A 21,656-nucleotide genomic window follows, 5' to 3' on the forward strand; every position below is an offset into this window, starting at 1 on the left:
GTAAGAGCCAAGTCGTCTAGTAGCTAACAGGCAACTGGTGGAGAAATCCTAAGGTTGAAGCTCTGTGACAAAGTGACTTCTATTTAGAAGTGCGAGCGAATCAACAAACCGTAACATAAAGTGAACCTTGCCGCCTCGTTAAAAGAAACCTAGCAATAGGACAAAGGGAAGTTGAGCCTGGTGAATATAGGAGAAAACCATGGAAGACGTGAAGAACTTGGAAATACAGCATCGAAGAATCCTTCGGGGTACGGAGGATGGTATGTTGAGAAAGTAGTGTCTGGAACTAGGGAGACCTTCCTTTGCCCTTTCTTTCAGAAAGGAGAGAGAAAGCCTATAAGCATATGCGAAATGGTGGACTGTAAAGAGGGAGTCGGAGGAGATCATAGTACTGAATATCATAACCACAACACAACGTTATGTAGGGAAGGACCTCTACTTTGTTCATAAGTTGGAAGGAGGTACGAGTGAGTGAATACTGGAAAACTTGCTAACTACACTGATGTAAAAGCTCAAGAACTTTGGAAGACTTTATATCTTTGTGCCAAAGAAAATTCAAGCCGAAGATTTCATGCGTTGTATGATAAGATTTATCGCCCCGATATACTAGCTGAAGCATGGCGAAGAGTAAAACGGAATAGAGGAAGGGAAGGAGTGGATGGACAAAGAATTGAGGGAATTGTTCACCAATATGGAGAACGTAACTTTCTAAATGAGTTGTACAAGGAACTCAAAAGTAAGCCATATCATCCACAAGCTGTGAGAAGAACCTATATTCCAAAGGGGGATGGAAAACAAAGACTACTTGGAATTCCTACGATCAAAGATAGAGTTGTACAAATAGCAACAAAATTAGTCATTGAACCAATCTTTGAAGCTGAAACAGAAAAGAGATGGCGAAGCCATCCCTAAAGAAATTTAATCTGTTTCAGTTTTCTACTTTACGAGAATATATTGGGGGATATTTCGCTTGTGACTATCCCTTGCTGATGAACCAAGAGATGGATTTTCCGGTAATAATTTTATTATTTTACATTTATTTCAATTAAATTCATTTGGTGAATAGGTTACTAAATGAAATGTTTATCTAAACTCAGTATCAGTATAACAAGAAAAAATAGTAAAAACAGTATTATTTTGGTTATATATGTATATTAGAATTTATTTGATGTTAGGAGGGGATAGTGATTAAGAAGAAAATTTTGTATTCTTTGATTTTTTTAGTTTTTGTTTTTGCAATTTGCGCTGTCTATTTCTTTTTCTTTCAACCTACGAGTTTGGTTAAAATAAATCAATCAGACAACCTTGCTTTACTAGAAAAAAGCAAAAAGGAGCAAGGAAGATCATGGGCACTTTTGAATTTAAATTCGGAATATTGGGAATTCGAATCTAAAAGTAAGATTAAGGTTGCGATATTAGACAGTGGAATAGAAAAACAACATGATGATTTAAAAAATCTTGTAATTAAAGAATACAACGTAATTGAGCCGCAACATCCAGTAATTGATGTTTTAGGCCATGGAACGAATGTGGCAGGTATTATCGCAGCAAATAATAACAAAATTGGAATCACTGGCGTTGCAGCATCGCTAGTGGAACTCTATGATGTTAAAGTTCTTAATGATGATGGAAAAGGGAAGATTGATAATTTAGTTCAAGGTATTAATTGGTCCGTTGAAAAAAATGTTGATGTGTTAAACATTAGCTTTGGTATGTCTTCTAACCATCCTGAACTTGAAAGGGTGATTGAGAAGGCGATTCAAAAAGGGATAATTGTTATTGCAGCTGCAGGTAATAATTATGGCGGAAAAGTTGAATATCCAGCTAATTATAAAGATGTTATTTCAGTAACAGCAGTAAATCACGCTTATAAAGCTGCAAGTTTTGCTGCAAGGAATGGGAAAATTGATTTTGCAGCCCCAGGTGTGAACGTAATAACCACTACAACTTCTAATGGTTATTCGATTGAAAATGGAACATCTCTAGCAACGGCTCACGTAACAGGAATTGTATCTTTAATTCTTGCGAATAAGGAAACATTTAAACTGCCATCTAGCAAAGTAAAGTTCCCTCAAGAAGTGTATAAAATTTTAGAAAAAAATACAGTGGACATTGGTGGCAGTAATCAAATTGGCAATGGTTTTATAAAATTATAGTAGGGTGGAGAATTATGATTAAAAAGATAGTATCATTAATGTTAATCTTTGTTTTAAGCATTGGAATCATTCCAAATGGTAAAGTTTTAGCTGAAGGTTGGGTTCAAGACGAGAATATTGAAGTACTTGAGAATAATAGTGAGAAAGTAGAAGTACAAACAGAAGTTGAAACGGTAGAAGGTGATGCAACAGTTTCAGCGGCTTGGGATAAAACAGATAACACATTTACAGTGAAATCAATGGAAAAAGATGCAAACGGAAATGAAGTTGAAAAAGAATATAGAGTTGACGTTGAAGAGGCTACTGACGAAGTGTTTAAAGCGACATTTACCGATATAAAAACAAACGAATCTTTTGAAGTAGATTCTATGGAAGCGCATGCTTCTGTAGTGTTCTTATTACCGCTGGCAGGTGTAATTGGTCAAGGGCTTGTTTCGCATTTAATCGCGATTGGTGCTGCTGTAATTATTGCAGGTGCTACATATACGGTAGTGGGGAAAGTTGCAGCAGAATTACGAAAGAAAAAATATGATCACTATGCTGCTGTTTTAACAAAAGGTGATTTATATATTGGCGGACCAATTTCTAAAGCAACTGCAGTTTCAAGAATGAAATCAAGTGATAAAAAGAATAACAATGTTTGGTCAAAAACTTATGCTTTAGCGGCAACTGTTGCAAAAGATGCTGGAAACGGGAGAACACCAATTGGCCCTGAGCGTGACAAAGGAAAAACGTCAGCTCCGGTTAGGATACCATACACTAATTTAATTACAAACATCGCGATTATATTATCACCTCCCCCTTTTTTCAAAATGGAAGAGATGATTGCCACACCTACTAGTTATAGCTTATTAAGTTACGTATTCATTGTATTATGTTTTAAAATAGGGAACAAGATATATGGATGAAAATTCCTAGTTTTAAATGGTGGTTGTGTAAATTGTAGTTTATCATGTATAACCTGTTTATGAATTTCCTACAAGTTAAGGTTTTCATGCAATTGCGTTATGTATAGAAGTTTAAATACTACACTTGTATGAAGAATGTATTAGTTTTGATATTATCGATTCATCTTTGTATGGCCATGATATATTAGATTCTTTAAGTGAGCGTTAGAAAGAAGGGGGACTCGATTAAATCGGTTCTCTTTTTAATTTAGCGATGAGGGGAATCTTGATGATATAAAACTAAGACAAAATCCTTATTGTAAACTTAAAGAGCGCCTTGGGAGAAAGACGCTCTTTAGGTGAATGCATTGTAACGACTATTCGGTTTATTATATGTAATTTACTGAGGAAGTGCTTTATAAAAAATGTGATTGCCGATCGTATTTTTTTATACATTTATAAAACTTTTCCATACAGTGCGTCGTCTAATATATGGGAAGGAGGAAATGATGTGGATGAATTAACGATAGAAGCGTTTGAAATAGAAGATAAGGAGGACCTTATCGACGAAATAATGAACAAGTATGGACAAGAAGTCCTGCAGCTTGTGTATTCGTATGTGAATAATAAAGAGGTTGCGGAGGATGTAACGCAAGATATATTCGTGAAATGCTATAAATCTCTTCATACATATAAAGGGAATTCGAATGTGAAAACATGGTTATGGAGAATTGCAATCAATCAATGTAAGGACTATATAAAAAGTTGGTATAACAAAAAAGTTATCGTTACAGAGGATGACTTTACGTATATGGAGAGTCAAAAAGAAAGTGTCGAACAAACAGTTATTCAAAATGCTGAGGATAGTAGGTTGGCTTCTGCGGTAATGAATTTACCGATAAAATATCGAGAAGTCATTTATCTATTTTATTATGAGGAATTATCAATTAAAGAGATTGCTACAGTAATAGAAGTAAAGGAAAACACGATAAAAACGAGACTGAAAAAAGCGAAGGAGCTTTTGAAGGAAGGATTGGAGGAATAATCGAATGGAAGGTCGATTAAAAGGCTTGCGAAAATCAATGGAGAACACAACGTTTAAACATTTGAGTTTTTCTGATCGGCACCAAAAGCGGGTGCACGAAAAAATCAATCAATCGTCCGAAAAGGAAGAAGACATCCTTTTAGCAGTGTTGCAACTTCTTATGAATGAAAAAACAGGTTATGAATTGATGCAGTTACTGCGGGGGAGAGGAATTCAAAAATTCGAAGGTGATGAAGGATCTCTATACACTTTATTGCATCGTCTAGAACAGAATCGCTTTATCCAATCTAGCTGGGATCATGCGGGAGCTAAATATTATCAATTAAATGATAAAGGAAACAAGATGCTGCGAAAGGCAGAGAAGAATGCTACGAAGGCACGATTTATATTAAAAGGATTAGTACAGGAGTGAGGCGGAATTGAACAAAAAAGGGGAGCGTTTTGTAAGCGAAGTTACGAATCATATTAAATCAAAAGAAGCAAAGAGCTTTGTAGCAACCGAACTAGATTTTCATTTAAAACAGGCAAAGAACACATGGATAGAAAAAGGTTTAAGTGAGGAAATTGCTGAAAATAAAGCTGTGGAACAAATGGGAAGTCCGAGTAAATTAGGGCGGGAATTTAATAAACTTCATAAGCCAAAGGTTGATTGGTTCTTACTTATTTTATTGGTGGCTGCGATGGGGTTAGGGTTTTTACCAGTTTTAGTTTTTGGATATACGAATGATGTAATAATGAATAAGGTGATATTTGTTATTCTGGGTGTTATAACAGCGATTGGGATGATGTTACTTGATTATCGGAAATTAGAGAGAATGGGATGGTTGTTTTACACAATCGGAGTAGTTGTCTTGTTAATTCTATACTGTTTTCCAAACGCTTCAATGATTGGAGAACCGTTAATAAAAATTGGTCCAATTGCAGTTGACTGTTTAATGGCAGTTCCTTTCTTTTTTCTAGCTTGGGCTTCTTTTTTCAATAATAATAGGTTAAAAGTTATACATCTTGTGGTTTTATATTTATTTTCTTTGTATTTATTTTTAATTGTATCCACCCTTTCGTCAATTTTCATCTATATTACGATGGTATTCGTTATGCTTTGGTGGAGTAAGCTAGGAAAGAAAACGTCGTTGATTATTACGGTTGTACCTATTTGTTTATTTATTATTAAGGTATCCGTATCATGGTCTTCAGGATACCACTTAGATAGACTTTTAGGGTATTTAAATCCTGAGAGTGATGCAGGTGGCGCAGGATTTATGTATATACGATTAAAAGAGGTAATGTCATCAGCAGGTTGGTTTGGTACATATGGAGATATGAAATTCATCCCTGCTCCGGATACTGATTTTGTATTTGCAAGTTTGACTTACTATTATGGGTATTGGCTTGCATTAATTCTTGTCTTCGTTCTTTCTCTTTTTGTAGCAAGATTAATAGTCATCTCTTATAAAATAAATGATCGGTACGGTAAATTGCTACTCGTTGGTGGATTGACTCTTTTTGTATTCCAGTTCATTTATAATGTTGGAATGATACTAGGATTATTGCCGCTTGCTGCTATATCCTTACCTTTTATTAGTTACGGATTAACGCCGACTGTATTTCATGCGCTTATAATGGGGATTGTGCTGAGTGTATATAGACGTAAGGGCATTTCATTCAGAATTAGAAAAACACCTTGATACTTATATAAGTTGTATATAAAAGAATGCATTATTATGATCAAGTACAAACGTAAATAGATAGTAGAAGAGGGTTATCATAAATAACCCTCTTTTTGTGTTTAAATAAGTGCACTCTCTTTAACAGAAATACATAATTCAGAACGAGATATCGATTCAGTTAGTTGTTGTAAATAGGAGTATTCTTCCGCATCTTTTTTGGAAGTGTCAGGATCTAATGAAGGTGAGGATAGAAGTACGTCAATCGTAAGAATGTCTGCATCGTGAGAAGTGATGTGATAACCTGCAAATACAGGGCGTTTTATGAAATTTAAGTAAGTGCGTGTTTGCATGCGTATCACTATTTTATGTACAATAAAAGAAAAGCCTCTTATGAGATGGGGAGAGAAAATTTCATGTCCAGCCAACAATTAGTGAATTTACGCATTGATTTTGCTTTTAAACAATTATTTGGCACAAGTGGAAATGAAGATATTTTAATTGCTTTTTTAAATGCGATGTTACAGGATTCTTTAGAATCACCCATTGTTTCGTTACAATTTGCAGATCCACATTTACACAGGGAACATGAAGAAGATAAGTTATCTATCTTAGATATTTCAGCTACATTAGACACAGGAACAAAAGTCAATGTAGAAATACAACTCAATAATAATCATGATATGATTAAATGCAGTTTATATTATTGGGGAAGGCTATACACAGCTCAACTTCAAAAGGGAATGCCATACAGCTCTCTTCATAAAACAATTACAATCAATTTGTTAAATTTCGTTATGTTTCCTGAATACGAGGCATTCCATACAACAGGAGTTTTATGGAATCGACAACAACATAAAATATTGAGTAGTGATATCGAAGTTCACATCGTAGAGATTTCGAAACTTATGCAACAGTGGCGGAATGAACAAGTAAATCCTTGGGAAGATTTGTTTGTTCGTTGGTTATTATTACTTCCGGCAAACGAGGATGAACAACTAACCCAAACATTGGAGGACATTGCGATGAACCAAGATCCGATTTTACAAAAAGCGATGAATAAATGGGAGCGTATGAGTCAAGATTCTTCTTTCCGACAAGCATATGAGGCAAGAGAGAAAGCTTTGATGGATGAAGCCGCAAAGTTCGCTCATGCTCGTAATGAAGGAAAGAAAGAGGGAATTGAAGAAGGTAAGATTCAATTAATTCGTGGAATGCATAAAAATGGAATGCCAATCGAAGATATTGCAAAGTTTACAAATTTACGTTTAGAAGAAATACGAAGCATTTTACAAGTCTAAATGATAAAAAGAACACCTCCATTGAATTTGCATACTTAGTATGCGAATTCGGGAGGTGTTTTAATATGTGTCCCGTTTTCGGGGGTCACTTCCATCATTAAGGTGTTTTCATTATAAGCTCAAAACTCTCCGAATCAGCCCCAAGTATAAAAGGACTAACTTCGCCAACGCTATAAAGTTGCAGTTCATGCATTGCGCGCGTACAAGCAGTGTAGAACAATCTACGAACGCTCTCGTCGCTGTACACATCTTTAGAAGCATCGTAAATAATAACAGCATCAAATTCGATACCTTTTGCTAAGTAAGCAGGGATCACGACAATGCCTTGCTCATACTCGGCTGAGTTACTTTTCACAAGTTTAATATTCTCGATAGGACTAAGTGCCTCATAGGCAGCGGCGCTTTCAGCTGCAGATTTACATATAATTGCGATCGTATTGTGCTGCTCTTTTTGTAGTTCAGCAACTTTTGCAGTAATATGTTCGTGCAGTTCGCTGTCACTGGATACTTTCGTCACTGTAGGTTTCTCGCCGTCACGTTCAAAGGCGTGAATGTTCTTGCCTTCCGGTACGAGAGCACGTGTAAATTCAATGATCGGTTTTGTTGAGCGATAGCTACGAGTTAAGTTAATGCCGTTTGTTTCGTCTGGACCGTATAAATTTGTAAGTGTATCGAAATTAACCGTTTCACTCGCATGAGCAAATATCGCTTGGTTAAAGTCGCCGAGTACTGTCATTCTCGCGGCAGGGAAGAGACGTTTTAAAAACTCGAACTGAAACGGCGAATAATCTTGCGCTTCGTCTACGAGTACGTGTTTAATCGATCTGTTCGTTTGGAAGCCTTCAATTAATTCTTTTAAAAGTAAGAATGGAGTCGCATCCTCGTAATATAGTTTTCCTTCATCAAGCATGTTTACTGTTAAGGAGCAAATGTCATCCCACTCTTTCGGTTTTTTCTCAGTAACCCATGATGCATCTGTGAAAAGTTGTTTATATATGCCTGTGAAATTGATAAAGCGTAATGTTTGAACGCCTTTACGCAGTGGCTTCAATTTTTTACGGACAATCATACGTCCAAGTACTCTCGTTTCTTTTTCAAAATCATTAAAGGAGTTGTCGTCAAACTCGCCTTTTTTCTGTAAATATTTATAAGCTTTTTGGTATTCATCTTTACTAAGTAATTCAATTTCTTCTTCTACCCAAGGCTTTTTCAGTTCTGCTTTTTCAAGTGCATCTATTTGCTTATTTAGCCAATCCGTTAACTTCTCAATTCGACTATGGAAGCGGAGGGAGGAGTCGGTATTGTAAAATTGTTCTGTAATTTCTTTCGCAGAAACAATCAGTTTTCCTCTAAATTTCATTCCTCTAAATAGCATGCCTGAAGATTCAAGAGATTGTCTGTACGCTCTAATCATCTCGAAAAATTGAGTGGATGCTTTAAATCGGATGCTCGCATTTCTCGTTTTATAGGTAGGGCTATTCGTTTCAGTTAACATATATTCTAATTGCTCATAAGGATCTTCAACTTCAAATGACTTACTTAGTCTATGATTCAAATATTCTTGGAATGTAACTTGCTGCATATTTTCTTCACCAAGTTCAGGTAGTACGTTAGAAACGTAGCTATTGAACATAGAGTTAGGAGAGAAGAGAATAATTTGATCTGCTTTTAGCCATTCGCGATATTTATATAGTAAGTAGGCGATTCGCTGCAGAGCAGCTGATGTTTTACCGCTACCAGCAGCTCCTTGAACGATAAGGAGTCGGCCTTCATCGTGGCGGATAATTTCATTTTGCTCGCGCTGAATCGTAGCAACGATGCTCTGCATATGTTTGTTCGTACCTTTTCCGAGCGCTTGTTGCAAGATTTCATCACCAATTGTAAGGCTCGTATCGAACATAGAATCAATCTCGCCATTTTGAATAATGTATTGTAATTTTTTCTCCACATTACCGTGGATTACGCCGCCTGGTGTACTGTATTCAGCAGGTCCTGGTGGATAATCATAGTACACACTCGAAATAGGTGCGCGCCAGTCATATATAAGGAAGTTTTCTCCGCTTGCATCAGTAAGTGTAGCGACGCCGATATAAATTTGATCCGCGGCAGATTCTCCTTCTTCTTTGAAATCAATTCGTCCGAAATAAGGTGCTTTATGCATACGTCTTAATGCGGCAAGTCGATTAAAGGTGTGCTTATGGGTAATTTGTGTGACAGCTAGTGACTGAGCTTGTTGTCTCAAGTTGATAACTGTTTCAAGATAATCATCGAAAGTATCAGTATTAACTTTCACGTCATCCCAAAAGTGTTTACGAATATTGATTACTTCTGCCCGGCGTCTACCAGTTTCGTTTTCCAGTTTATCAATTTGCTCCGTAATTGTTTCAATTACGGTATCTAATCGTTTTTGCTCTAAATCAAGGTTTTTGTTCATACGGTAAGCACTCCTTTAAAAGTGAAAAATAGAGGTTGACTGAAGATGTGTTTTGGTGTACAATTAAGATACGGATAAATACGTTCTTTGTATTTTGTAAAACGTGTTTCTGTACTAATTTAACATAGTTTTTGAATTTAATCAATGATAATAAGATAAACCTTGGTTCTACGTGGCGTGGATCAAGGTTTTTTTGTGTTTGAAGAGGGAGTCACGCTTGTTGTCGTTTTTTGTCGGTAAGTCGATATATTTCGAAAATCGCTGATATAATTGGAGTTGCGCTGATATATTTTGAAAATCGCCGATATAATTTCATTTACCGAATCTAGATATAACTACCGGGAGAAGAGGGGATAAAAAAAGCTCGGGCCTAAGCCCAAGCTTTTTACTGCATTATTTCTTTTCGTCTTTTTTAGCGTCAGTTTTCTTCTCTTCGAAAAGATCTTTTAAATCTTTATCGTCAACTTTTACGTCAGCTTTTTTGATTTCTTTCATCATAAGATCGTTCATAAATTGGCCATCTTGCATTTTCTTTTGAACGATTTCTTTTTTGATGTCAGCTTTAGATTGTTCGAATGATTTTTCTGGTTCTTTAATGTCTGTTACTTTAATGATGTGGTAACCGAATTGTGATTTCACAGGCTCGCTTACTTCATCTTTTTTCAGTTTATAAGCAGCATCTTCAAATTCTTTAACCATTTTACCAGCAGTAAAGTAGCCAAGGTCTCCGCCTTTTTCTTTTGAACCAGTATCTTCAGAGTATTGTTTCGCTAACTCTTCGAAAGATTTACCTTGTCCAAGTTCTTCTTTTACCTTTTTCGCAGTAGCTTCATCTTTTACAAGAATGTGGCTTGCTTTAATTTCAGGCTTGTAGTTTTCTTTTAGTTCTTTATCAGTGATTGTTTTCTCGATAGCTTTTTCTTGAGCTAATGAAGCGCGAACGCCATTTTTGACTGTTTCTTCTTTAAGACCTTGTTGTTTTAATAATGTATCGAATTGATCACCGAGTTGCTTTTTCATCTCATCGTACTTTTTATCTACTTCTTTGTCGTCTACTTTGTAGTTTTTAATAAGTACTTTTTCCATAACCATGTTATTTAGTGTTTGTTTACCAGTTTGTGAATTTTTCATTTGTTCGTAGAATTCTTCTTTTGTAATGTCACCAGCTTTAGATGTAACGATTTTGTCTGATGATGATGTTCCACATGCTGATAATGCGATTACACTTGTTGCGGCTAAGGCAAGCATAGCTTTCTTCATTCAATAAACACTCCTACTATTATGTATTTTTAATTTATCCTACACCGATGAATTTTAGTTCATAAGAGCCCGATTAAGTCTCACTGATACTTTTGCTTTTTTATATTGGTAAAGCGCGCTTAACAGGGCTTACCGTGGCTGAGGATAAAGTTTTGATGAATGTTTTGTTCTATAGTATAAGCAATATGTACAAAATTTAATATATCATATTTCGAACCGTTTTCATATTGATAAAGAAAAATTAACCAGCACGTGTCAGATTTTGAAAGTGTGCCATATTGGGCGCATGCCGCATATACAGAATAGAGGAGGGGATGGGGATGAATTCTCAACTTATTTTATTACTTGTACTGTTTATTTTATTGGTTATTGTAGGTATAATTTGCTTATAGAGGAAAAAAGTGAGGAAGGGGCTTTCCTTCCTCACTTTCCATGAAATATAATTTCTATATAACTAGAAATTAATAAAATTGTTATACATACATTAATAACCCGAAAGACACCGGGCTGGCGGCTCGCAGCTATTTGTTTTCGTTCACACAGTGTATGTGTCATGAAATTCGTGTAAAATATAACAAGAAGTGCGAATGCGACAAAAACAACTGTTATAAGTGTCATGAGGCGAGACCTCCTTTTGGCTAAAATACATATACATATATTGTATCACACGATATTTTGTTCGTGTTACAAAATTCAGAAATAGAAGACTTTGTGTTAGAAAGTGAGGGAGAAAATGGACGTTGTTAGAAGATTAGAACAAGCTGAATACTATGTAGACCTATTATTTAAAATGATTGATGAAGAGAAGTGTCCATTTTATTCTTTGATCATAAAGAAAAAAGCTCGTAAAAAAGATATTGAACGTATACTAAATCTTTGTGAAAAACTGAACGAGCAATATGTAGTGGAGAAAGCAGAAGGGCTTCTTTTGTTCGATGCGCTGTTAGATCAATTTGAAAAAGCGCTTCCACATCAGCTCGAAGTACACGAAACTGCGGAAGCGCTAGCAAAACAAGGTTTATTTAAGCCGCTTATGAATGAATTCTTAAGCATGATTGCGAAAAAATAAATAGATTATTTCTTAACTAACTTTTGATCGGATTCTGTAAAGTTCTCTTCAATATCTTCTAATGATTTCTCAAAAATATCGATAAAGTCTTGTCCGTAAATATTACGCAGGATTGCAATCAGTTCGATATTTTCTGGGAACTTCCCATAAAAATTACGAAGTGCAAGAGCCCCATTAAACACTGAATTATTTTCAGGGTCATACTCTTCCATTAAGCGAAGTAGTAATTCTTCCCCTTTGTCTGTAATTTCAATGTACGTATTTCGTTTATCATCTTCCTTTTTCGAGAATACAAGATAGCCGCGTTCTTCCAGCTTTTTCGAGAAGTTAAACGCTGTTGATACGTGCATAACTCCAAACTTAGCAATCTCAGAAATAGAAGCCCCTTTTAAATGATAAGCGATTGTTAAAATATGATGTTCATTAATATTTAAATCGTAAGGTTTAATCCACTGCTGCCAATCTTTCTCTACACATTTCCATAACGCTTTCGATAATTGAGCAATGCGTTGGCTGAAAATCATCGCTTCTTTTACCGAGTAATCTTTTTCTCCACTTTTCATTTACTCACCCACTTTAACATTCTTTTTTCATTACTATCTATTATGCCAGTAAAATAAAAATTAATAAAGTCTTTTTGTGAGAATTGTGAAAATTTTTCGGAAAAATGACATTCTATACAAATCATGCATAACTATGGAAGCGTTTTATGAGTCGTGAATACATACGTTGTCCTTACATGTTAAGTGATAACATATATTGTAAATGCATAAAAACACGGCATATCTATACGATATGCCGTGTCAAGGTCAATTTATATAAAAAATATTTGTTATATGCAAAAAACTAAGCAGGAATTTGTTTACGCTTTTTCTGGAACAGCTTCTTGTAGTTTCTCAATTGACTTTTGGATGTCCAAAATTTCTTTCTCAATATGGCGCTTGTTTTGAGAAATATCTTGCTTCCAGTTAGAAAGCGTGTCTTGCATGTCATCTTTTAATTCTTGAAACACTTCTTTACCTTCTGAAGCAGTTTCAACAATTTGACGCTTTAATAATTTCGTATCAGCTGTAATATCAGCTAAAGTCTTTTTAATATCATTTCCTTTTTCTTTTAACTTGCCGCGCATGTCTTTACCAGAAGAAGGAGTTGAGAAAAGAACAGCTAGTCCAGCAACTGCTCCGCCGCAAATAACACCTGTAATAAAGGATTTAGCTTTTGACATAAAAGGAGACCTCCTTATTTTTTGTTCGTATTCATGATGGGAAAAATATGCATATCTTTCTTATATGTGCTATGCACAAACAATCATCCCTGAGCATTTTAAGTAAAGAAACAAGCCATGCGGAATTTGATGACTTCAGGGAAGTGGCTTGTTATGTATTACGCCTTCTTATAGTGTCATTATTTCACACTATTTGCAATTGTACTTGCGATGTTTTGTAAATTTTCCATAGTGTATTCATTTTGATGTGATTTCCAAACAGCACCGAAACCATCTTTTTCACCGTAGCGTGGAATTAAATGAAGGTGGAAGTGGAACACAGTTTGTCCAGCTTTTTCACCGTTATTGTTAAGTAGGTTAAAGCCAACTGGATTAAACTCTGCTTTAATCGCATTTGCGATTTTTGGAACGACAGAAAAAATGTGTGATGCGATTTCTGGCGTTAACGCAAAAATGTCTTGTTTGTGAACTTTCGGAATAACAAGAGTATGTCCTTTTGTTACTTGACTAATATCTAAAAATGCAAGCACATGTTCATCTTCGTATACTTTTGAGCAAGGGATTTGCCCGTCAATGATTTTACAAAAAATACAATTGTCTGCTGTATGATTCATTGATCTCATCCTTTCAAATATCCTTAGCCGTATTTTACCATAATTACATAAGAGAACAAACACGAAAAACAGGAAGCTGACTCAGCTTCCTGTTTTCTGAAGAGGGATTGAAAAAGCATTATCGTAATTTACGTTTCGCAGACACCTCATTTATTTAAGAAATGCACGGTAAATCGGCTAAAGTTTCTGCCGTAGACACCCCATTTTCAAGTGAAATGAATTGCAATCTTTTTTAAAATGAAATTGTTTATTTTTTAAAACAGTATATGCTCTTTCAGAGACACCCCGTTTCGAAAATGAAACAAATAATCTGGTTATGTGTAAATTTCATTGTCCAACTTGGACACCCCATTTCATGATGACTTCACTATGTTGTTGTACTCATCAATTGGTGGTTGCTTTTTCAATGTGTTCCTTCTTCAATAATTATGATGTCCGCTTTCGGAAAAATATATGCTAATAAATTTAAAAATTTTTTTTGAGTACATGGATACTATGTAGTACAGCATAATTTTTGGTAAGATGAATATAGAATGAATACTAATGAAGAAAGTGGTGTCGTATGAGCGAGTTATTGCGTGTAGAAAATGTTACAGGAGGATATACGAAACGACCTGTATTAAAAGACGTTTCGTTCTCTGTTAATAAAGGCGAACTTGTCGGCTTAATCGGTTTAAATGGAGCTGGTAAAAGTACGACGATTAAACATATTATCGGTTTAATGGAACCGAAAAAAGGAACTGTCACAATTAATGGGAAAACAATTCGTGATGATATGACAGCGTACCGTTCTAGCTTTTCATTCATTCCGGAAACGCCAGTATTATATGATGAATTAACGTTAGAAGAGCATTTGAAATTAACAGCTATGGCGTATGGCGTTGATGAAAAACAATATGAAGAACGTGTAGGACAGCTACTACAAGAGTTTCGTATGAAAAATCGTTTAAAATGGTTTCCATCTCATTTCTCAAAAGGAATGAAACAAAAAGTAATGATTATGAGCGCATTTTTAGTGGAGCCATCTCTTTACATAGTAGATGAACCTTTCGTTGGATTAGATCCGTTAGCGATTCAATCCCTTCTTCAAATGATGGACCAAATGAAAAAGAGTGGTGCCGGTATTTTAATGAGCACACATATTTTAGCGACGGCAGAGCGTTATTGTGATTCGTTCATTATTTTGCATCAAGGTGAAGTAAGAGCGAAGGGAACGCTATCTGAACTGCAATCACAGTTTAATATGCCAGGTGCAACGTTAGATGATATTTACATCGCGCTAACAAAGGAAGAAGATTATGAATAGCACAGCGTTATGGAAAGAACGATTTCGTCACTTTCTAAAAGAAGTTCGTACATATAGTAAATACGTATTTAATGATCATTTGAAATTTATTTTCGTGTTCATCATTGGTGCGGGAGCGTATTATTACCAGCAATGGTTACAAACGTTAACACCTTCGTTTCCGGTGGCGCTCGTAATGGCAGTATTAATTGGACTCGTGTTAACGGCTGGATCCATTCAAACATTATTAAAAGAAGCGGATCTCGTTTACTTACTGCCAGTTGAAGAAAAGTTAAAACCTTACTTCACAAAGGCATTTCTTTTTACATTTATGATTCAGTTATACATAATCGCAATCGTAGCAGCTGCGCTTGCTCCGTTATACTTCCAGCAAATGAAGCAAACAGGAGCTGGCTACATATGGATCGTACTTGCATTTGTCATTGTAAAAGCGTGGAATTTATTTGTAGCGTGGGAAAAGTCATTTTTAACAGATCAAAATATACAAAGAGCGGATTGGTTCATTCGCTTTATCCTAAACGGTTTATTTGTATATTTCCTTGTAGAACGTACTTCAGTTCTTTTCATTGGTGGAATCGTCCTTCTCATGGTGTTATACCTTGCTATCATGCATCAAATGGTAAAGGGAAAGCCACTAAACTGGGAGTATTTAATTTCTGAAGAAGGTAAGAAGATGATGCTGCTGTACCGCATCGCGAACATGTTCGTTGATGTACCAGCATTAAAAGAAAGAGTAGCACGGAGAAAATGGCTCGATTTCATTCTTTCGATAATCGGTGAAAAGCGTACATATTTATACTTATATACGAGAACATTTTTACGATCTGGTAACTATTTTGGATTATATGTGCGTTTGCTCGCTCTTGGAGGAGTTATTCTTTACTTCATTCCATTTTTATACGGGCGATTTATCGTAAGTTTTATCTTCCTATATTTAATCGGCTATCAGCTCTTAACTTTATGGAAACATCACCGCATGAAAATTTGGCTTGATTTGTATCCAGTACGGGGAGAAGAGAAGAAGAAAGATTTTCTTACTTTATTAAACGCGGTTCTAATCATCGGGAGCGTAATCTTTACAGTTATATTTGCACTAGCAACGAAAGATTTCATGATGACAGGAATTTTACTTATCGTAAGCATATTATTTAGTATCGGTTTTGTTTACCAATACGGGGCGAAGCGCATTGAGCGTTTAAATTGAAAGGAATGAACCCATGATTACATACGAAGAGAAGGTTATAAAAGAATTGGAGCAGTGGAAAGCTACATTCATGAAAGATTCTTCTATGATGACACGGTTCTCCAAAAAAGTGCAGACGAAAGTGCAACAGCTCATTCCGGCGAAAGTACAAAAGGTACTAACAGAGACGATTCGTATGATGGTGCAAACGATCAGCGCCGGGTCAAACTTTATAAAGCCGAAGCTAAAAGAGACGACATGGTCATTGCAAAGACGAGACGATGAAGTACGTAAAAAAATGGATGAGTACAAAAAAATAGCAGCGGCAGAAGGGGCAGGGACGGGGGCTGGCGGTATTCTCCTCGGTCTTGCTGACTTTCCGCTTCTACTTACAATTAAAATTAAATTTTTATTCGATGCAGCAACGTTGTACGGATTTGATACGAGTAAACAAGAAGAGCGTCTTTTTATCCTTCACGTTTTCCAGCTCGCCTTTTCAAGTGACAATCACAGAAAAGAAATATGGAAAGCAATTGAAACGTGGGATACAGAAAAAGAAAATCATATGGACTGGGAAAAGTTCCAAACAGAATACCGAGACTATATCGATTTAGCAAAAATGCTTCAGCTCGTCCCGGTAATCGGTGCCCCAGTCGGCGCATATGCGAACTATCAATTGCTACAAAGACTTGGAGAAGTGACGATGAATTGTTATCGTATGCGATTGCTGAATAGGGATTAAAAAGAAGGCGTCCTACATGTGTAACGTAGGACGCCTTTTCTTAGAAGCCAAGTCCGATATAGCTAACTCCAACTATAATCAATACGATAAAAAGTACAATGATTAATGAAAATCCGCTCTTACCAGCTTGTCCTGCTTCACCGCCGCCATTACCACCACTACCGCCATTACCACCAAGTCCCATATGATATCCTCCTTATTGTTATATGTTGCTTTTACTTTATAACTTTCTGTAATTTCCAATAAACACCTTCTAGAACGCTAACTAAATTGAAAATCATTTCGTTTTATTTTATAATTTACTTACCGACCGGTAAGTAAAAACAAGTGAGGTACAGTATGACGAAGAATTTACAAACATCGCAAAACATTGTAGAGGCATCATTTAAACTTATGGCAGAACACGGCATTGAGAAGATGAGTCTTTCCATGATTGCGAAAGAGGTAGGTATTTCAAAACCGGCTATTTATTATCATTTTTCTTCTAAAGAAGCGTTAATCGATTTTTTATTTGAAGAAATTTTCTCTGGATATCATTTCGTGAGTTATTTCGATAAAGAGCAATATACGAAAGAAAACTTTGCAGAAAAGTTAATTGCTGATGGTTTACATATGCTCTCTGAATATGAAGGGCAAGAAGGGATATTACGCGTTATCAACGAATTTATCGTAACTGCATCGCGAAATGAAAAGTATCAGAAACGCTTATTTGAAATACAAGAAGATTTCTTAAATGGTTTCCACGATTTATTGAAGAAAGGCGTAGAACTTGACGTAGTGTCACAACATGAAACGGAAGAAAATGCTCATACGCTAGCACTCGTGATCGATAATATGAGCAACTATATGCTCATGGGATTCCAGTTAAAGTATAAAGAAATTTGGATTCGAAATGTGAAAAACGTCATGAAGGAGGAGTAAAAATGAAAATGCAAAAAAACTGGTGGCTCGGTTTTCTTGGATTTATTGGGGTTTATAAAATACCAGGTATGATTGAAGCTTTTCAAGCGGATGGAAATTGGATGAAGTTAATCGGTTTCATTTGGCTACTTTGGTTCGGATATTTTATTCCTGAGAAGAAAGAAGATTAAATTTCAATTTTCTGTAAAGTTACGTAAAATATAGATTGAGAGAATTCATATATTAGATTACTAGATTTGGAGTGGTTACATGGATCCATTGAAAAATGAAATTCACCCTGACATGGTCAAGGTGTGGAAAGTTCGTGCTGTAATTGAAGAAGGGATCGGTATACTCGTTATTTTAGCTTACCTTTTCCTCATGATAAAGTTTGATTGGTGGGCGTGGATTTTGTATGTGATGATTGGGCTAACAGTTGTGTTCGCACCATTTGCGTACTTCTTATTCCCGAAACTACGTCAACGTTATTACAGCTACCAACTAAATGAAGAAGAACTTGAAATTCAGCATGGTCTTTTTGTCGTAAAGCGCGTATTAGTACCGATGATTCGTGTGCAGCACGTAACGATTGAACAAGGACCAATTATGAGAAAATATGGCTTAGCAGAATTACACATTTCAACGGCAGCAACTTCTCACAGCATCCCAGGCTTAACGATGTATGAAGCAGAAATGTTGAAAACGAAAATCGCAGAATTAGCGAAAGTGAGTGATGAGGATGTATAAGAGGCAGCATCCAATCACGATGTTATTAGAATTAAAAATAACAGATTTTATACCACTCATTATTTTCATGTTTAGCTTAAACGGAAAATTCCCGTTTTGGTATTTAATTCCTGCAGCATTTGGTTTACTCACCGTTTTTTCAGCATTTGAAAAATGGTATTACACAACATATTGGGTTGAAAATAACGTATTACATGTGAAAAAAGGTCTCTTCGTGAAAAAGGAAAGCTACTTAAATAAAGAACGTGTTCAAACGATTAATACAAGTTCTAACGTACTATATCAAATGCTCGGTTTGAAAAAAATTCAGATTGAAACAGCTGGTGGGGGCGATGAAGCAGAAGTTAGCTTAGCTGGTATTACGGCAGAAGAAGCGGCGGAGCTTATTGCTTTGCTAAATGAGCCAACTCCAGAAGTGAAAGCAGAAGGAACGTTAGACGAAGCAACAGAAAATGTAGTAGAAAAAGCAATTGTTACAGAGGAAAAACAAACGACAGAATATAAATTAACTTGGAAAGAGATTTTATTAGCATCTGTTACATCTGGTCAATTTGGACTATTATTCTCTTTAATCTTTTTCGTTTATCACCAAGTAGATAAGTACATTCCGAAATGGATAGAGAATGGCGTAAAGTCGTATGTAATGGAACATGATATATATGGCTGGATTTTCATGGTAGCCATTTTACTCGTTCTTTCTTGGATTATATCTACAATCGGTTACGCGTTAAAACATGGCGATTTCACAGTGAATCGAAGAAATGACGAAGTTCGCATTTCACAAGGATTACTTGAGAAAAAAGAGCTCGTACTAAAATTGCATCGTATTCAAGGTATTACGATAAAAGAAAGTATTTTACGCCAACCATTCGGTTATTGTGCTGTGCAAGTAGAAGTCATTCAAAGTAAAGGAATGGGTGACGAAAAAGAAAAGGTTACACTGCACCCAATCATTCGAAAAGATCGAGTACAACAGTTACTCGCCCATTTACAATTACCATACGAACTGAATGCAAACATTATTGCATTACCAAAAGCAGCATTGCGCCGCTATCTCATTGATAGTTTTATCTTCTTCGCAATGCTAGCAATCCCGCTTCTTGGAATAAGTATATACTCTGAAAAGCACTTCATCATGTGGGCATTAATTCCGCTCGCAATCCTTATCTTTACACTTGGATACGCAACATTTAAAACAAATGGTTACAGTGTTAACGGAGAACAAATTACATTTGTCTATCGTAGCGTCGGAAAATATACAGGACTTATTAGAAGAAGACATGTCCAATCAATGGAGAAGACACAATCATATTTTCAGCGCCGTGCGGATTTATGTACGTATAAGTTTTCGAGTGCATCATCTAGTTACAAAATAGAGCATACGAGAGTAGAAGATGCGGAGAGAATGCAGGATTGGTATAAGAAGAAGTTAAGTGAGAATTAACCAGAGAAAGCTTGCCTATTATGAAGGGCAAGCTTTTTTGTTATAGGGAAAAGAGTGGTTTAATCCATATATTAGTACAACTACAGTATATGAAAAAAGGTAATTTGCTTCTATTTAAGGAAAATCTATGGGGTTTTTGATATAAATGGTATACTAAAATATAAATAGTATTAGGAGGTTATATATGATAAGTCAGTTGAAAAGAGAAGCACTTGATGCATTAAAAGGAAGATGGGGATTAGCGGTAGGGGCAACCTTATTAATCGGGATCCTTATTGGAGCTGTTGAAATGCTAACCACAGGTATTTTTTCGATATTTTGGGGTTGGGAAGAAGCAAGTGATTCACTTACAGTAAGTATTATTGTAATGCTTGTTATTGGTCCATTAACAATAGGTGCCTATTATCTTGTTTTAAATGCAATTCGTGGGACTGATGCTCGCATTGGTCATATATTTAGATGGTTTAGCGATGGAAGTAAGTTGATGAAGTCGTTTTTAACATATTTACTAATGTATGTATACTTGACTCTATGGACATTACTTCTTATTATTCCAGGTATTATTAAATCATTTTCTTATTCTATGACATATTTTATTTTGAATGATCATCCAGAATATACAGCGAATCAAGCAATTACTGAGAGTCGTCATATGATGAATGGACATAAAATGGATTACTTTTTACTATGCTTAAGTTTCTTAGGCTGGTTCATATTAAGTATTCTTACTATAGGAATCGGTTTCTTATGGTTAGCACCTTATTTCTACGCGACATCAGCCGCATTTTATGAAGAGATTTCAAAAGAATATTATAAAAAAGAAGGCACTACTTTCTAATAAAACATATAAACTATCTACCCTAAAGAATGTAGGGAGCAGATAGCAGATGGTTTAGGTGTTTTGATATTTGTCCTATTTTCGGGATTCACTTCAGGATAAGGTATAGATTTTTATATAGAAATGCTTCCCTCTATGTTTTATCATAGAGGGTTATTTTTTTATGTGAAAATGATAGGAAATAATGAATAATATATGTAAAGAAAAAAGCGAGGTGAATGAGAGTGAGCAAATTTTTAATACCGTATTCATTTTCTATATTAAGTTTCTTTATTTCAGCAACAGCACTTGATTTATATGATAGGATGGGAAACAATAGTGAGCTGGTTTCGCCGAACATAATTGGAAAGATAATTCAATCTACTGAGCAAATGGGAGTCCTTACATTGTATTTCGGAGTACCTATTATTTTAGGTGGCTGTCTACTTGGTGAGCTATTGTTTAGAGGTATCATTTTACGATTTAAACTAAGCTATATTATATCTTTATTATTATATCTATTTTTAGCTTTTAGTATTGTTTTCGTAACGGTAGGCATTCCAACTACATATGAAGATTCTAATACATTTTTCATGGGGATAACTATGATTTGTGCTGTTACATTCTTTGTGATTCGGAATATATGGGAAAACAAGTTAATAATGGAGTGACAAAATGAAATACACCTGTCCATGTTGCGGATATAAAGTTTCACTTTATTGGATCAGTTAGAAAACCGACTAGTGAAGATGTGAAGGATGCTAGTTGGCAGCGAATTTGTTAAGTAAAATGTTATTACTCAATTCAATGGGAGTAATAACATTTTTTATTTAGTGCTGAAAGAATTACTGCCGTCTTATAA

Annotated in this window: 23 protein-coding genes and 2 pseudogenes; 17 read left to right on the forward strand and 8 right to left on the reverse strand. The window is 35.5% G+C overall.

What is annotated here, in order from left to right; translation table 11 throughout:
- Positions 1-471 precede the first annotated feature (471 nt).
- The 6 genes and pseudogenes from MHB52_RS05995 (at position 472) to MHB52_RS06020 (ending at position 5,773) form a co-directional block, all read left to right on the forward strand.
- Positions 472-912 (forward strand): hypothetical protein, encoded by a 441-nt coding sequence (locus tag MHB52_RS05995; RefSeq protein WP_016117367.1) that lies wholly within the window; start codon positions 472-474, stop codon positions 910-912.
- A gap of 272 nt (positions 913-1,184) precedes the next feature.
- The gene (locus MHB52_RS06000) at positions 1,185-2,156 is read left to right on the forward strand and encodes a S8 family peptidase (RefSeq protein WP_061663878.1); all 972 of its coding nucleotides are present in this window, start codon (positions 1,185-1,187) and stop codon (positions 2,154-2,156) included.
- Between the two features lie 14 nt (positions 2,157-2,170).
- Positions 2,171-2,896 (forward strand): annotated as a pseudogene (locus MHB52_RS06005) (SAR2788 family putative toxin); the annotation flags it as partial.
- Between the two features lie 658 nt (positions 2,897-3,554).
- Entirely contained in the window at positions 3,555-4,088 is a 534-nt protein-coding gene (locus MHB52_RS06010) for a sigma-70 family RNA polymerase sigma factor (RefSeq protein ID WP_000344007.1), read from the forward strand.
- A 4-nt stretch (positions 4,089-4,092) separates the two neighbouring features.
- Positions 4,093-4,500: a PadR family transcriptional regulator gene (locus MHB52_RS06015; protein WP_000399088.1), complete on the forward strand. Its 408-nt coding sequence runs from the start codon at positions 4,093-4,095 to the stop codon at positions 4,498-4,500.
- A 7-nt stretch (positions 4,501-4,507) separates the two neighbouring features.
- On the forward strand, positions 4,508-5,773 hold the full coding sequence (locus MHB52_RS06020; RefSeq protein WP_061663877.1) for an FtsW/RodA/SpoVE family cell cycle protein: 1,266 nt from the start codon (positions 4,508-4,510) through the stop codon (positions 5,771-5,773).
- Positions 5,774-5,874: 101 nt separating this feature from the next.
- On the opposite strand, the pseudogene MHB52_RS06025 reads toward MHB52_RS06020, so the two are convergent.
- A pseudogene (locus MHB52_RS06025) lies at positions 5,875-6,078 on the reverse strand (hypothetical protein); the annotation flags it as partial.
- A gap of 90 nt (positions 6,079-6,168) precedes the next feature.
- Here MHB52_RS06025 and MHB52_RS06030 point away from each other — a divergent pair.
- Positions 6,169-7,053: an Rpn family recombination-promoting nuclease/putative transposase gene (locus MHB52_RS06030; protein WP_061663876.1), complete on the forward strand. Its 885-nt coding sequence runs from the start codon at positions 6,169-6,171 to the stop codon at positions 7,051-7,053.
- A gap of 97 nt (positions 7,054-7,150) precedes the next feature.
- Here MHB52_RS06030 and helD read toward each other — a convergent pair whose 3' ends face one another.
- The 3 genes from helD to MHB52_RS06050 all read right to left on the reverse strand — a co-directional run bounded on the left by helD (position 7,151) and on the right by MHB52_RS06050 (position 11,365).
- On the reverse strand, positions 7,151-9,487 hold the full coding sequence (gene helD, locus MHB52_RS06035; RefSeq protein WP_061663875.1) for an RNA polymerase recycling motor HelD: 2,337 nt from the start codon (positions 9,485-9,487) through the stop codon (positions 7,151-7,153).
- Between the two features lie 393 nt (positions 9,488-9,880).
- Positions 9,881-10,747 (reverse strand): peptidylprolyl isomerase PrsA, encoded by an 867-nt coding sequence (gene prsA / locus MHB52_RS06040; RefSeq protein ID WP_000710067.1) that lies wholly within the window; start codon positions 10,745-10,747, stop codon positions 9,881-9,883.
- A 423-nt stretch (positions 10,748-11,170) separates the two neighbouring features.
- On the reverse strand, positions 11,171-11,365 hold the full coding sequence (locus MHB52_RS06050; RefSeq protein ID WP_000172690.1) for a hypothetical protein: 195 nt from the start codon (positions 11,363-11,365) through the stop codon (positions 11,171-11,173).
- A 115-nt stretch (positions 11,366-11,480) separates the two neighbouring features.
- Between MHB52_RS06050 and MHB52_RS06055 the strand changes: the two genes are divergently transcribed.
- Complete coding sequence (locus MHB52_RS06055) at positions 11,481-11,816, forward strand: DUF1878 family protein (RefSeq protein ID WP_000383655.1); 336 nt, start codon at positions 11,481-11,483, stop codon at positions 11,814-11,816.
- A gap of 5 nt (positions 11,817-11,821) precedes the next feature.
- Here MHB52_RS06055 and MHB52_RS06060 read toward each other — a convergent pair whose 3' ends face one another.
- The 3 genes from MHB52_RS06060 to MHB52_RS06070 form a co-directional block, all read right to left on the reverse strand.
- The gene (locus MHB52_RS06060; protein WP_000834924.1) at positions 11,822-12,379 is read right to left on the reverse strand and encodes an HTH-type transcriptional regulator Hpr; all 558 of its coding nucleotides are present in this window, start codon (positions 12,377-12,379) and stop codon (positions 11,822-11,824) included.
- 299 nt (positions 12,380-12,678) lie between these two features.
- Positions 12,679-13,041 (reverse strand): YtxH domain-containing protein, encoded by a 363-nt coding sequence (locus MHB52_RS06065; RefSeq protein WP_000030302.1) that lies wholly within the window; start codon positions 13,039-13,041, stop codon positions 12,679-12,681.
- A 179-nt stretch (positions 13,042-13,220) separates the two neighbouring features.
- A complete protein-coding gene (locus tag MHB52_RS06070; RefSeq protein ID WP_001016835.1) occupies positions 13,221-13,655 on the reverse strand; it encodes an HIT family protein in 435 nt (144 codons plus the stop codon).
- 562 nt (positions 13,656-14,217) lie between these two features.
- Here MHB52_RS06070 and ecsA point away from each other — a divergent pair.
- Genes ecsA through ecsC form a run of 3 tightly spaced genes read left to right on the forward strand, consistent with a single transcriptional unit; the run spans position 14,218 to position 16,886 of the window.
- Entirely contained in the window at positions 14,218-14,961 is a 744-nt protein-coding gene (gene ecsA, locus MHB52_RS06075; protein WP_001292603.1) for an ABC transporter ATP-binding protein EcsA, read from the forward strand.
- Complete coding sequence (gene ecsB, locus MHB52_RS06080; protein WP_061663874.1) at positions 14,954-16,165, forward strand: ABC transporter permease EcsB; 1,212 nt, start codon at positions 14,954-14,956, stop codon at positions 16,163-16,165. The genes ecsA and ecsB overlap by 8 nt, the downstream gene beginning before the upstream one ends.
- 13 nt (positions 16,166-16,178) lie before the next feature.
- Positions 16,179-16,886 (forward strand): ecs operon protein EcsC, encoded by a 708-nt coding sequence (ecsC, locus tag MHB52_RS06085; protein ID WP_000634143.1) that lies wholly within the window; start codon positions 16,179-16,181, stop codon positions 16,884-16,886.
- A 40-nt stretch (positions 16,887-16,926) separates the two neighbouring features.
- Here ecsC and MHB52_RS06090 read toward each other — a convergent pair whose 3' ends face one another.
- Entirely contained in the window at positions 16,927-17,070 is a 144-nt protein-coding gene (locus MHB52_RS06090; RefSeq protein WP_000522760.1) for a YjcZ family sporulation protein, read from the reverse strand.
- 155 nt (positions 17,071-17,225) lie between these two features.
- Between MHB52_RS06090 and MHB52_RS06095 the strand changes: the two genes are divergently transcribed.
- From MHB52_RS06095 to MHB52_RS06120, 6 genes are all read left to right on the forward strand, one after another.
- Positions 17,226-17,807: a TetR/AcrR family transcriptional regulator gene (locus MHB52_RS06095; protein ID WP_000164831.1), complete on the forward strand. Its 582-nt coding sequence runs from the start codon at positions 17,226-17,228 to the stop codon at positions 17,805-17,807.
- Positions 17,808-17,809: 2 nt separating this feature from the next.
- Complete coding sequence (locus MHB52_RS06100; protein WP_000783813.1) at positions 17,810-17,977, forward strand: hypothetical protein; 168 nt, start codon at positions 17,810-17,812, stop codon at positions 17,975-17,977.
- A 79-nt stretch (positions 17,978-18,056) separates the two neighbouring features.
- Positions 18,057-18,533, forward strand: coding sequence for a PH domain-containing protein (locus MHB52_RS06105; protein WP_000371357.1), 477 nt, complete (start codon positions 18,057-18,059; stop codon positions 18,531-18,533).
- Positions 18,526-19,977 (forward strand): PH domain-containing protein, encoded by a 1,452-nt coding sequence (locus MHB52_RS06110; RefSeq protein WP_061663873.1) that lies wholly within the window; start codon positions 18,526-18,528, stop codon positions 19,975-19,977. The genes MHB52_RS06105 and MHB52_RS06110 overlap by 8 nt, the downstream gene beginning before the upstream one ends.
- Positions 19,978-20,161: 184 nt before the next feature.
- A complete protein-coding gene (locus tag MHB52_RS06115) occupies positions 20,162-20,815 on the forward strand; it encodes a DUF975 family protein (RefSeq protein ID WP_000625399.1) in 654 nt (217 codons plus the stop codon).
- A gap of 224 nt (positions 20,816-21,039) precedes the next feature.
- A complete protein-coding gene (locus tag MHB52_RS06120; protein ID WP_033682783.1) occupies positions 21,040-21,465 on the forward strand; it encodes a hypothetical protein in 426 nt (141 codons plus the stop codon).
- Positions 21,466-21,656: the final 191 nt, after the last annotated feature.

The sequence above is a fragment of the Bacillus sp. FSL K6-0073 genome (genome assembly GCF_038006085.1).
Taxonomy (GTDB): Bacteria; Bacillota; Bacilli; order Bacillales; family Bacillaceae_G; genus Bacillus_A; species Bacillus_A cereus.